Origin of the sequence: Mycobacterium sp. NPDC051804, from assembly GCF_044452905.1 — a bacterium.
Lineage (GTDB): Bacteria > Actinomycetota > Actinomycetes > Mycobacteriales > Mycobacteriaceae > Mycobacterium.
The window spans coordinates 263,461-276,074 of sequence record NZ_JBITCD010000007.1 but is presented as its reverse complement, the minus strand read 5'-3'; the positions used below and the strand labels follow the sequence as shown (position 1 = coordinate 276,074).

The window sequence follows — 12,614 nt, the reverse complement described above, 5'->3', positions numbered from 1 at the left end:
GCAGCTAGTCTTGCTGTGACAGTCACCGCAATCAACGCCAAAAACCCATCAAAAACACCTCAGGAATCCGATGGCGCACCGATACAAGGTCCGCGAGATCGCGCAACAGTCCGGGCTGAGCGAGGCCACGGTCGATCGCGTCCTCAATGATCGGCCTGGCGTCCGCGCGAATACCAGGGCCGAGGTCGAGCAGGCCATCGCGGATCTCGACAAGCAGCGTGCCCAGCTGCGCCTGAACGGCCGTCGCTACCTCATCGATGTCGTGATGCAGACGCCGGAGCGGTTCTCTGATGCGTTCCGCGCCGCCATCGAGGCCGAACTACCCGCCTTCGCTCCCGCGATGCTGCGCGCCCGATTCCATCTTTGGGAGTCCGGGTCGACGGAACAGATGGTCGAGGCGCTCAGCCGGATCCGGGGCAGCCACGGCGTCGTACTCAAGGCCCAGGACGAACCCGAGGTGGCCGAGGCCGTCGATCGCCTTGTCGAGAGCGGCGTGCCGGTGGTGACGTATGCGACCGATATTCCCGGCAGCGCGCGGTGCGCCTACGTCGGTATCGACAATCACGGGGCCGGGGTGACTGCGGCCTATCTGATGCGGGAGTGGCTGGGATCGGCGCCGTCGGATGTCCTCATCACGCTGAGTCGCGCGGTGTTCCGCGGCGAGGGCGAACGGGAGGTCGGTTTCCGCTCGGCGATGCGCGGCACCGGTCGAACGATCGTGGAGGTCAGCGACAGCGACGGTCTGGACTCGACCAACGAGCGGTTGGTCCTGGAGGCGCTCGAGCGGCATCCGGAGGTCGGAGCCGTCTATTCGGTCGGGGGTGGCAACACCGCCACCATCGCAGCGTTCGAGCGCCTCGGACGACTCTGCCACGTGTTCATCGCACACGATCTGGACGTTGACAACAGAAAACTGCTGCGTGAGGGCCGGATATCGGTCGTCCTGCACAACGATCTGCGCGCTGATGCGCGGCTGGCGATGCGGCTGCTACTCCAGCAGCAGGGCGCGTTGCCGGCGGAGCCGGCGCGCGCGGTGCCGATCCAGGTCATCACGCCCTTCAACCTGCCGCCCTAGACATCGGGCGAGTGCTAGCAGCGAGCTACTGATCGGTAGCAATTTCCTTATTAATGACACTCAGTGCCACGTGACGCAAAACACAATTTTGTCTCACGACGGGTGTCGGCACAGGCGCTGATCAGCGGGTTCGATAGTTGGTTACCTGTGCGTATTCCGCGAGTCGGGTGAAGGGCCACCTAAGAGAAGTGCCATAATCGGTACTGCCAGTGACATCAAATTTCTGTGGACGTTCAACGACGGCGCGTCGCTTCGACCGCGACTCCGAGGATGTTCGCCGGAACGGCTTGACTTAGGACGGAAGGCGGTCGCAGTGGGGGCCAACGGCAACGGGGCCAACCCGGCCAGGCAGAAGCTCGAGAAGGTCGTCATTCGCTTCGCGGGCGACTCCGGCGATGGCATGCAGCTCACAGGTGACCGGTTCACCTCCGAGGCTGCGCTCTTCGGCAATGACCTTGCGACGCAACCGAATTACCCCGCCGAGATCCGCGCACCACAGGGCACGCTGCCCGGCGTGTCATCGTTCCAGATTCAGATCGCCGACTACGACATCCTCACCGCGGGCGACCGACCCGACGTCCTCGTGGCGATGAACCCCGCCGCGCTCATGGCCAACGTGTCCGACCTGCCCCGAGGTGGGCTGATCATCGCGAACTCGGACGAATTTACCAAGCGGAACCTCGCCAAGGTCGGCTACGAGGGCAACCCTCTCGAGAACGACGAGCTGTCCGATTACGTCGTGCAGGCCGTCCCGATGACCACCCTGACGCTGGGTGCGGTGGAAGAGATCGGCGCGTCGAAGAAGGACGGCCAACGCGCCAAGAACATGTTCGCGCTCGGCCTGTTGTCCTGGATGTACGGCCGCGAGCTCGAGCACAGCGAAGCGTTCATCCGCGAGAAGTTCGCCCGTAAGCCCGATATCGCCGAGGCCAACGTGCTGGCGCTGAAGGCCGGTTGGAACTACGGAGAGACCACTGAGGCCTTCGCGGGCAGCGTCTATGAGGTCTCGCCCGCCAAGCTCAAGAGCGGTGAATACCGCCAGATCTCGGGCAACACCGCGCTGGCGTACGGCATCGTCACGGCGGGGCACCTCAGCGATCTGCAGGTGGTGCTCGGCACGTACCCGATCACCCCGGCGTCGGACATCCTGCACGAGCTGTCCAAGCACAAGAACTTCAACGTGCTGACCTTCCAGGCCGAGGACGAGATCGCGGGCATCGGCGCGGCGATCGGTGCGTCGTACGGCGGTGCGCTGGGCGTCACCAGCACCTCCGGTCCCGGTATCTCGCTGAAGTCGGAGGCCATGGGCCTCGCGGTCATGACTGAGCTCCCGCTGATCGTCATCGACGTGCAGCGCGGTGGTCCGTCGACGGGTCTGCCGACCAAGACCGAGCAGGCCGACTTGCTTCAGGTCCTGTTCGGCCGCAACGGTGAGTCCCCGGTCGCGGTGGTCGCGCCGCGGTCGCCGTCGGACTGCTTCGACGTCGCCGTCGAGGCCGTGCGCATCGCGATCAACTACCACACTCCCGTCGTCATCCTGTCCGACGGCGCGATCGCGAACGGCTCTGAGCCGTGGCAGATTCCGGACGTCAGCACATACGAGAAGATCGAGCACACCTTCGCGAAGTCCGGTGAGCCGTTCCAGCCGTACGCCCGCGATCCCGAGACGCTCGCGCGGCAGTTCGCGATTCCGGGCACCCCCGGCCTCGAACACCGCATCGGTGGGCTGGAAGCGGCCAACGGCTCGGGCAACATCTCCTACGAGCCGAAGAACCACGACCTCATGGTGCGTCTGCGCCAGGCCAAGGTCGACGGCATCACGGTGCCCGATCTCGAGGTTGACGACCCGACGGGCGATGCCGAACTGCTGATGCTCGGGTGGGGCAGCAGCTACGGCCCCATCGGCGAGGCGTGCCGTCGCGCGCGCCGCAACGGCATCAAAGTGGCCCAGGCACACCTTCGTAATCTCAGCCCCTTCCCCGCCAACCTGGGCGAGGTGCTGCGGCGCTATCCCAATGTGGTGTTGCCGGAGATGAACCTCGGCCAGCTGGCGCTGCTACTGCGCGGCAAGTATCTGGTCGACGTTCAGTCCGTGACCAAGGTGGAAGGTATGGCGTTCCTCGCCGACGAGGTCGAGGGCATCATCGACGCCGCGCTCGACGGAACGTTGGGCGATAAGGAAATTGACAAGGCCAAGTTCGCGCGGCTGGCGGCAGCCACCGTCGAGAGTGGTGTGGGAGCAATCGCATGACCGACCTGATTGGTGCAGATCTCGGACTGACGGCTGGGACCAGCCTGGTGCCGACGACCGACGAGCCGCAGAAGTCGAAGGACTTCACCAGCGACCAGGAAGTCCGCTGGTGCCCCGGCTGCGGTGACTACGTCATCCTCAACACCATCCGCAACTTCCTGCCCGAGCTCGGGCTGCGTCGCGAGAACATCGCGTTCGTCAGCGGTATTGGCTGCTCGAGCCGTTTCCCGTACTACCTGCAGACCTATGGTTTCCACTCGATCCACGGCCGTGCGCCGACGATCGCGACCGGCCTGGCGCTGGCCCGCGAAGATCTGTCGGTGTGGGTCGTCACCGGTGACGGCGACGCGCTGTCGATCGGCGGCAACCACCTGATCCATGCGTTGCGACGCAACGTGAACCTGACGATCCTGCTGTTCAACAACCGGATCTACGGTCTCACCAAGGGCCAGTACTCGCCGACGTCGGAGACGGGCAAGGTCACCAAGTCCACTCCGATGGGCTCGCTGGACTATCCGTTCAACCCGGTGTCGTTGGCGCTTGGCGCCGAGGCGACGTTCGTCGGCCGCGCATTGGACTCTGACCGCAAGGGCTTGAGCGAGGTGCTTCGCGGCGCCGCCGAGCACCGTGGTGCGGCGCTCGTCGAGATCATGCAGGACTGCCCGATCTTCAACGACGGTTCCTTCGACGCGCTGCGCAAGGAGGGCGCCGAGGAGCGCCTCATCAACCTGACCCACGGTGAGCCGATCACGTTCGGTGCCGACGGCGAATACTGCGTCGTCAAGTCGGGTTACGGCCTCGAGGTCGCCAAGACCGCCGATGTGTCGGCCGACGAGATCGTCGTCCACGACGCGCAACTCGAGGATCCGGCGTACGCGTTCGCGCTGTCGCGGCTGTCCGAGCAGAACCTCGACCATATGGTGATGGGTATCTTCCGGAAGGTCAGCAAGCCGACCTACGACGATGCCGCGCGACAGCAGCTCGCGTCGGCACGCGATGCCAAGCCACACGACACGGCCGCGTTGCAGTCGCTGCTCCGGGGCAAGGACACCTGGACCGTCGACTAATCTCAACGGCGTGACGTCCCCCGTGCCGCTCGCAGCGGTCATTCTGGCCGGCGGGGCATCCCGCCGGATGGGCCGCGACAAGGCCACCGCCATGTTCGACGGCTCGACTCTGGTCGAGCGAACGGTGACTGCCGTCAGCGCACGATGCGCGCCGGTGTTCGTCGTCGCCGCCCCCGGGCAGGCCCTGCCTGCGTTGGACGCGCACATCTTGCGGGATGACGTCCGCGGCGTCGGACCACTGCTGGCGACCGGCCGCGGGCTGCGGGCCGCCGCAGAAGCCGGCCTCGAACTGGCCTTCGTCTGTGCCGTCGACATGCCGCTGCTGTCCGCCGACCTGATCGATGAGCTCGTCGGTCCGGCCGTCCGACTCGGGGCCGACGTCGTGCTGCCGTGGGACGGTCGATCGCACTACCTGGCCGGGATCTACCGCACGAGCTTGCATGAACGGGTGTCCAAACTGGTCGACGCGGGGGAGCGCAGCATGCGCGCTCTGGTCGAGAGCGTCGATACGCAGCGGGTGGTCATGCCCGAACAGGCGTCGCTGACCAACGTCAACACGGCCGCGGAGCTGCGGGCCACTGCGTCCTCGCGAATCGCCTAGCAAATTCTCAGACTCAGCCACTTCTAATTCGATTTGTACCGCCGCTAATTCGGTGCACCGAATTACGCTGAATTTTCTGCGTGATATGTCGCTCCCTCAGCGGCGATGCCCGGTTCAGCGGGATGGTCGAGTTGCGCCCGATGTGGGATGAGTTCTGTTGGCCGACAGTTACTTTCGTATCCATTTGAGGCTTGGTAAGCACCAATTTCAGCATGAACTGGCGCGAATTTCGTTCTCAGGCAGCGTCGAGAGGTGAAATGCGGCCCGGTTTGAGTGCCGCTCACCGTGCGCCCACCGCTGACTGCGCTGAGGCTGGCACTTTATCGGTAGCCGATCCACCATTCGGGGACGCGCGAAGCATCGAAATATATTGCGAGTCAACGCATATAAAGTTTTTCCGGCCCGAACCCTGTCGGCTGGAAGGATGACCTGATTGATACGCGCACGTCGATGCTATGACGGAAAGATCAAGGGCTGCTGCGTAATTACGGAAAAACGCTTCGGATCGGCGGTATCGGTGCTCGCAGCGAACCAATTCGCCAAAACTGGCATCTACCAGCGACTTGCCTACTTGCACTGGATGTTTCGCCACAAAAGCTGGAGATATGAAGACCCGCCTGAGTGGTGCGCTGGGTCACAAAAACCTAGTGAGATAGCTCACGGCGACACGCCGAAGCTGTGAAATCCTCAGATTCCCGGAACTCGCGGATGACCTGCATGGACGCTGACCCTCGTTGGCCGTGATCAGTCCGTGATCTGACCGCGACACGATCTTGACCGAAATGACTTTCGCCGAATCGGTTTGTACGGTCCTAACGAGTTCCAAACGGAGCAAATAATTTCAAAAACCACGAACCTGCGTGTGAGTGGGGCCAGCACGGCGTGACGCTGTCGACGGCCACTGGGCGTGATCGTCCAGCGAGGCGCTTTACGTCTCCCACTGCTGCACCTACCCGAGACGGTGCAGCCCAAAACCCCGGCCTGGTTACAGGCATGAACCCGTGCGTCCGCGCATGGGTGAGGGTGGCGCGCGCTCGTCGAAAGGATCGAAGTTGAAGAACATCCGCAAGACGATTGGTCTGGCGACCTTCGCCGGCGCGCTCGCCGTGACGCCGATGGCGCTGGCAGGCACCGCCAGTGCGGACAGCGTCAACTGGGATGCGGTCGCGGCTTGTGAGTCCGGCGGCAACTGGGCGATTAATACGGGCAACGGCTACTACGGCGGCCTGCAGTTCACCATGGGCACCTGGCAGTCCAACGGCGGCAGCGGCTCGCCGCACAACGCCAGCCGTGAAGAGCAGATCCGCGTTGCGGAGAACGTTCTGCAGTCGCAGGGCATCGGCGCGTGGCCGTCCTGTGGCGGGCGTGGCTAGTAAGTAAGTCCTTTGTTGAGGCGGTGTCCGGGCGGAAAGCCTGGACACCGCCTCTTCTTTCTCAGAGACCTCTTACGCCAATTAAGTAACGATTAAAACTCTTGACGCATACGTAACACGTGACCTTCCTCACCCGAAATACCGGATAACCGCAGCGGCGAGAGCGCAGCGCTTCACGCGGGGCCTTGAGTTCAACGGTCGGGGAAGGACCGCAGAGATGAAGATTGCCAAGCTTGTTGCCAAAGGATTGTTGACGGCCGCCATCTCAGGCGTGCTCGCAATCGTGCCGATGGCCATGTCCACTGCCACCGCCAATGCGGATTCCGTCAACTGGGACGCCATCGCCGAATGCGAGTCCGGTGGAAACTGGAACATCAACTCCGGTAACGGCCACTATGGCGGGCTGCAGTTCAAGCAAGCGACGTGGAATTCCAACGGTGGACGGGGCAATCCCGCGGCTGCTTCTCGCGCCGAGCAGATCCGGGTCGCCGAGAACGTCCTGCGCAGCCAGGGGCTCAAGGCCTGGCCGAAGTGCGGCCCGCGCGGCGCCTCGCCCGCCGTCTGGACCACCCCCGGTTCAGCGCCGTCGATGCCGGCGGTGCCTGTCGCCACGGGCGGCTGCTCGGCGATGCCGTCCAGTGCGCTCCTTGGCTTCATCAACCCGCGCCAGATGTGCGCAGCGCTGCTCGGCGGTCGCTGAGTCAGACGGGCTGGACATCGCGGTCGGTCGGGAGCGCGAACGCCGACCGGGCCGCCACCGTTGCCAAGTGCCGGGTGACCAGCGCTTCGGGCCCCAGCACGCTCGCCCGGCTCACCGCGGCGCTGAGCAACGGCGGCAAATTCACAATCCGACCGATCGTCTTCGACTCGCGCACCAGCGAGCGCACCCGCGGACGACGGAACGCCGCGAATCGGCTGAACGCGGTGGCCAGATCGTCGGCCCCGCGTACGAAAGACGCGAGGATAGCGGCGTCCTCGATCCCCTGACAGCCGCCTTGACCAAGATGCGGCCGCATCGGGTGGGCCGCGTCACCCACCGCCACGATGGGCCCCCGCGACCACTGCCGCGCCGGATCGCGGTCGTAGAGGTCGTTGCGCAACACCTGGGCAGGGTCGGTCGCGGCCAGCACGGTGGGAACGGGCTCGGCCCATCCTCCGAACTTGTCCATGAGGTAAGTCAGCTCGCCCTGCGGCGCGCGGCGCCCTTCCGGTGTGCGTTCGGTGGCGAACCAGTAGGTGCTGTCACCGCCAAGGGGCACGTGGCCGAACTCGACGGCCGGGCCGAGGACCTCGCCGGCGACTTCGGGGTCGATAGTGCAACCGGCCACTCCGCGCCACGCGGTGTAGCCGACGTAGCGATTGCCCAGGGGGCCGTTGAGATGACGCGCCACCATCGAATGCGTGCCGTCCGCGCCCACGACCGCATCGGCCCGAATGGTCGTGGAGTCCGACATGTTCACGTGCACACCGTCGGCGGTCGCGACCAGTGAGCGGGCCGCGACCCCGTACTGCAGGGTGTCCTCGGCAAGCGCATCGGCCAGCACCGACGTGAGGGCATTTCGGTGGATCACCACCAGCGGTTCGCCCAGCGCCTTGACCAGTCGTTGCGGTGACGGGTGGCGCAGCCAGGTGCCGTCGCGCCAGCGCATCGCCCCACCGGTGATCCGGCCGCCCGCAGCGCGGACTGCGTCTCCCAGACCAATCTCGTCGAGTGCGGCCAAGGCGTTGGGCCAGATGCTGATGCCCGCGCCCGACGACGTGTCGGTGCGCTCCTCGACGATAGTGACGTCGTGCCCGTGCTGCTGGAGCGCGTTGGCGGTCGCCAGTCCGGCGATGCCCGCACCGATCACCAGGATCCGCTTCGGCATCCGTCGAACGTAGCGTGTGCGCCTAAAGGTCGAAGACGAGGAGCGTGCTGGTCGCCGTGGCGACGACCGCGCCGGACTCGTCCGTCACGACCCCTTCGGAGAAGCCGACGCGCGAACCGCTCTTCACCACCGTGCCGACGGCGGTGAGGACGCCGCTGTTCAGGCGGACCGCCTTCAGGTAGTTCACCTTGATCTCGATCGAGGTATAGCTCTTACCCGCGGGCAGGGTGCTGTGGACGGCGCAGCCCGTCACCGAGTCCAAGAGGGTGCAGATCAGCCCGCCGTGAATCGCGCCGATTGGGTTGTAGGCGGATTCGTCTGGCTTGCAGGTGAATACGACACGACCGCGCTCGGCCTCGGCGATGGCGAACTCCATCAGCCCGCTGATCGGCGGCTGCGGCAGACGGCCGTCGGCCATCGCCTGCAGGTAGTCGAGGCCCGCCATCGTAAGGCCTTTGGCGGTGCTCGGGCCCGGCTCGTGCCATGTGATGATCTTCGACCGTTGCGGACCCCAGTCGGTACTGGCGTCGGTATCGGTGAGTTCTGCGGTCATCGGTTGTCCTTCAATGCTTGTTCTTCGATGCGGTCATTGACGGGTAGTGGCGCTGGCGATCGGGATCGTCGAGGGACACGGCGTGCACCTTGCCCCACGCCAACAGGGCGTCGAGGACGGGAATCAACGCCTCGCCCGATTCGGTGAGTCGGTACTCATAACGCGGGGGAGCGCTTTGGTACCGCAATCGGGCGACGACGTCTGCCTGCTCCAGCGCCTTCAATCGGGCCGCGATGCGGTCGCGGGGTGCGCCGGTGCCTCGCACGATATCGGTGAAGTGGGTGGCGCCCAGCGCGATCTCGCGGATGACGAGCAGTGCCCAGCGCTCTCCGACAAGTTCCAGCGCCGCCGCGATAGGGCACGGCCGGCCGGGAAGGTCCGCCAGTGGTAGCGCGTGCGCCGACGTCATATTGCCAGCGTGCCATGAGTCAGTTTGAAAATCAAACTCAGGGTGCGGCTCGGAGCGTGTGCTACCAACATGGGCATGACCGAGCCGACGCCATTCAACGACCTCGATGCCTACATCGCGCTGCCGCGCGTTTCGGGCCTGGCGGTGTCGGCGGACGGGAGCCGCGTCGTCACGACCGTCGCCGAACTCAACGAGAAGCGCACCGAGTACGTCAGCGCCGTGTGGGAGATCGACCCCGCGGGCGTGCAACCGGCGCGGCGGCTGACCCGTGGCGCCAAGGGTGAGTCGTCGCCCGTGTTCACCGCGGATGGCGACGTGTTATTCGTCGCGGCCCGGCCCAATGAGGACGACGACAAGGCGCCCGCGGCTCTCTGGCGCCTACCCGCAGCGGGTGGTGAGGCGTTCGAGGCGCTGGCATTGCCAGGTGGGGTCGAGGCGGTGCGCACCGCCACCGAGGCGGAGCTTGTCGTGGTGCGCGCGCCGTCGATGCCGTCCGCCCGCAGTGTCGACGACGATCGCCGGCTGCGGGAACTGCGCAAGGACAACAAGGTGACCGCCATCCTGCACACCGGTTACCCGATTCGCCACTGGGACAAGGATCTCGGGCCAGGCGAACCGCACTTGTTCGGCACCGATCTCGACGGCGGCGCGCCAAAGGACCTCACGGAAGCGCCGGGAGGTGCGTTGTGGGACACGGACTTCGACGTCAGCGCCGACGGCCGGTTCGTGATCGCCAGCTGGCGGCAGCCGGCCGTTGGAGCTGCCAAACGCGCCGTGCTCGTGCGTATCGATACCGACAGCGGCGAGCGGACGGTGATAGCCGACGATCCCCTCGGCGACCTGTGGAGCCCCGTGATCGCACCGGACGGATCGGCGATCGCATTTGCCCTCGAGTCGTATTCGACACCTGAAGAGGCGCCCCGAATCACCCTGCAGTACTTGCGCTTCGGCGATGATCCGGTCGACGTGGCGCCGGACTGGGACCGTTGGGTGACGTCGGTGAAGTGGTCGCGCGACGGCTCGACGCTCATCGTCACGGCCGACCAGGACGGTCGAGGACCGGTCTTCTCGATCGACCCGACCGACGGCACGGTCATGCAGCTGACGCACGATGACTACACCTACACCGATGTCAACACCGCGCCCGGCGGGGTGGTGTATGCACTGCGCAGTTCCTACGCCGCGCCACCGCATCCGGTGCGCATCGATCCCGACGGCGCGGTCACTGAGTTGCCCTGCGTCGACTTGCCTGCATTACCCGGCGCCCTGACCGAGCTCGAGGCGACGGCGACCGACGGCACCCGGGTGCGCTCATGGCTCGCGTTGCCGGAGGGTGATGCGCTCGCGCCCCTGCTGCTGTGGATCCACGGCGGCCCGCTCGGCAGTTGGAATGCCTGGTCGTGGCGATGGAATCCGTGGTTGCTGGCCGCGAGGGGCTACGCCGTGCTGCTCCCGGATCCCGGGTTGTCGACGGGCTACGGCCAGGACTTCATCCAGCGGGGTTGGGGCGCGTGGGGAGGCGCGCCGTACGAGGACTTGATGGCCGCCACCGACGCGGCGTGTGCGCACCCGCGCGTGGATGCCGACCGAACCGCGGCGATGGGCGGATCGTTCGGCGGCTACATGGCCAATTGGGTTGCCGGACAGACTGATCGGTTCGATGCCATCATCACGCACGCGAGTCTGTGGGCGCTCGACCAGTTCGGCACCACCACCGACGCGTCGTACTACTGGGTGCGGGAGATGACCCCAGAGATGGCGGCGAAGAACTCGCCACACCTACGCGTCGGCCAGATCGCCACCCCGATGCTGGTCATCCACGGCGACAAGGACTATCGCGTTCCCATCGGCGAGGCGTTGCGCCTGTGGTACCAACTGCTCACCGAGTCGCGTCTGCCCGCCGCCGATGACGGCACCAGCCCGCACCAGTTCCTGTACTTCCCGTCGGAGAATCACTGGGTGCTCACCCCTCAGCACGCCAAAGTCTGGTACCAGGTCGTGACGGCTTTCCTCAGCCGTCACGTGCTCGGTGAGGACGTCGAACTGCCGGAGACGCTCGGGTAGCGTCGCGGCCATGAGTGGGGAGCGCGAGTTCGACATCATCCTGTACGGAGCGACCGGTTTTGTCGGCAAGCTGACCGCCGCATACCTGGCAAAGGCCGGCGGTGACGCCCGCATCGCGCTGGCGGGCCGCTCACAGGACAAGCTGCTCGACGTCAAGCGGTCGCTCGGTGACGCCGCGCAGTCGTGGCCGGTCATCGCCGCCGACTCGTCCGACCCATCGAGTTTGGACGCGATGGCTGCCAGAACGCAGGTGGTGGTGACCACCGTCGGGCCGTATGCCCGTTACGGCCTTCCGCTGGTGGCGGCGTGTGCGGCTGCGGGCACCGACTACGCGGACCTGACGGGCGAGCCCACCTTCGTCCGCGAGAGCATCGACCTCTGTCACAAACAGGCTGTCGACAACGGCGCTCGCATCGTCCACTCGTGTGGTTTCGATTCCGTCCCTTCTGATCTCACTGTTTTCGCGCTGTACCGGCGGGTCGAAGAGGACGGTGCCGGAGGGTTGACCGACACCAACTTCGTGGTGCGCCGCATGGCAGGTGGTCTGTCGGGCGGCACTGCCGCGTCGTTCGTCGAGCTCATGGACGCTGCGTCGGACGACCCCGAGGTACGGCGTTTGATAAACGACCCGTATTCGCTCACGCCCGACCACGCGGCCGAGCCGCAACTCGGCGCCCAGCCCGATATGCGGTGGCGTCGTGGCCGGGAAATCGCCCCGGAGTTGGACGGCTACTGGGTCGGGCCGTTCGCGATGGCGCCCGTCAACACGCGAATCGTCCGACGCAGCAACGCATTACTAGACTATGCCTACGGGCGGCGTCTCGAATACGGCGAGCAGCTGAGCATGGGCAGATCAGTCGCCGCGCCGGTGGTCTCAGCACTGTTCACGGCGGGCAACCGCGCCACGATGGAACTGGGCAGCCGCTACTTCAACCGGCTGCCGCGCGCCCTCGTCGACCGCGTGCTGCCGAAGCCGGGCGCGGGTCCGAGCGACCGCACCCGCGACCGCGGCCACTACACCATCGAGACGTACACGACGACGACGACAGGTGCGCGCTATCGGACGACCATGTCGCAGAAGGGCGACCCGGGATACAAGGCCACGTCGGTGCTGCTGGGAGAGTCCGCGTTGGCGCTGGCATTCGATCGTGACCGCCTATCCGATCTGCGCGGTGTCCTGACCCCCGCAGCGGCGATGGGTGATGCGTTGCTGGCGCGATTCCCCGCCGCCGAAGTGCGCTTGGAGACAACGCGACTGAATTGATCTGCGCGATACCGAACGCCTGTGCACCAAGATCGTTTCGACTAGTTTTGACCACATCAATGTGTATCCCAGCGACGAAGGTGGGCAGG

Annotated in this window: 10 protein-coding genes and 1 pseudogene; 8 read left to right on the top strand and 3 right to left on the bottom strand. The window is 65.6% G+C overall.

Annotated features, from left to right (window positions below; all coding sequences use genetic code 11):
• Positions 1 to 70 precede the first annotated feature (70 nt).
• The 6 genes and pseudogenes from ACIA48_RS27265 to ACIA48_RS27240 all read left to right on the top strand — a co-directional run bounded on the left by ACIA48_RS27265 (position 71) and on the right by ACIA48_RS27240 (position 7,067).
• Complete coding sequence (locus ACIA48_RS27265) at positions 71 to 1,075, top strand: LacI family DNA-binding transcriptional regulator (protein ID WP_396738955.1); 1,005 nt, start codon at positions 71 to 73, stop codon at positions 1,073 to 1,075.
• A gap of 313 nt (positions 1,076 to 1,388) precedes the next feature.
• The gene (locus ACIA48_RS27260; RefSeq protein WP_396738953.1) at positions 1,389 to 3,326 is read left to right on the top strand and encodes a 2-oxoacid:acceptor oxidoreductase subunit alpha; all 1,938 of its coding nucleotides are present in this window, start codon (positions 1,389 to 1,391) and stop codon (positions 3,324 to 3,326) included.
• Positions 3,323 to 4,393, top strand: coding sequence for a 2-oxoacid:ferredoxin oxidoreductase subunit beta (locus ACIA48_RS27255; protein ID WP_396738951.1), 1,071 nt, complete (start codon positions 3,323 to 3,325; stop codon positions 4,391 to 4,393). The genes ACIA48_RS27260 and ACIA48_RS27255 overlap by 4 nt, the downstream gene beginning before the upstream one ends.
• Before the next feature lie 10 nt (positions 4,394 to 4,403).
• Positions 4,404 to 4,994 carry a molybdenum cofactor guanylyltransferase gene (mobA, locus tag ACIA48_RS27250; RefSeq protein ID WP_396738949.1) on the top strand — a complete coding sequence of 197 codons (591 nt, stop codon included), beginning with the start codon at positions 4,404 to 4,406 and terminating at the stop codon, positions 4,992 to 4,994.
• 1,139 nt (positions 4,995 to 6,133) lie between these two features.
• Positions 6,134 to 6,367, top strand: a pseudogene (locus tag ACIA48_RS27245) (transglycosylase family protein); the annotation flags it as partial.
• Positions 6,368 to 6,584: 217 nt separating this feature from the next.
• Positions 6,585 to 7,067, top strand: coding sequence for a transglycosylase family protein (locus ACIA48_RS27240; RefSeq protein ID WP_396738947.1), 483 nt, complete (start codon positions 6,585 to 6,587; stop codon positions 7,065 to 7,067).
• A gap of 1 nt (position 7,068) precedes the next feature.
• On the opposite strand, the gene ACIA48_RS27235 is transcribed toward ACIA48_RS27240, so the two are convergent.
• Genes ACIA48_RS27235 through ACIA48_RS27225 form a run of 3 tightly spaced genes read right to left on the bottom strand, consistent with a single transcriptional unit; the run spans position 7,069 to position 9,197 of the window.
• A complete protein-coding gene (locus tag ACIA48_RS27235) occupies positions 7,069 to 8,235 on the bottom strand; it encodes an FAD-dependent oxidoreductase (protein WP_396738945.1) in 1,167 nt (388 codons plus the stop codon).
• Positions 8,236 to 8,257: 22 nt separating this feature from the next.
• Positions 8,258 to 8,788 carry a PaaI family thioesterase gene (locus ACIA48_RS27230; RefSeq protein WP_396738943.1) on the bottom strand — a complete coding sequence of 177 codons (531 nt, stop codon included), beginning with the start codon at positions 8,786 to 8,788 and terminating at the stop codon, positions 8,258 to 8,260.
• A gap of 10 nt (positions 8,789 to 8,798) precedes the next feature.
• Positions 8,799 to 9,197 (bottom strand): winged helix-turn-helix transcriptional regulator, encoded by a 399-nt coding sequence (locus tag ACIA48_RS27225; protein ID WP_396738941.1) that lies wholly within the window; start codon positions 9,195 to 9,197, stop codon positions 8,799 to 8,801.
• 69 nt (positions 9,198 to 9,266) lie between these two features.
• Between ACIA48_RS27225 and ACIA48_RS27220 the strand changes: the two genes are divergently transcribed.
• The gene (locus tag ACIA48_RS27220; protein WP_396738939.1) at positions 9,267 to 11,261 is read left to right on the top strand and encodes an alpha/beta fold hydrolase; all 1,995 of its coding nucleotides are present in this window, start codon (positions 9,267 to 9,269) and stop codon (positions 11,259 to 11,261) included.
• 10 nt (positions 11,262 to 11,271) lie between these two features.
• A complete protein-coding gene (locus ACIA48_RS27215) occupies positions 11,272 to 12,525 on the top strand; it encodes a saccharopine dehydrogenase family protein (protein WP_396738937.1) in 1,254 nt (417 codons plus the stop codon).
• Positions 12,526 to 12,614 lie beyond the last annotated feature (89 nt).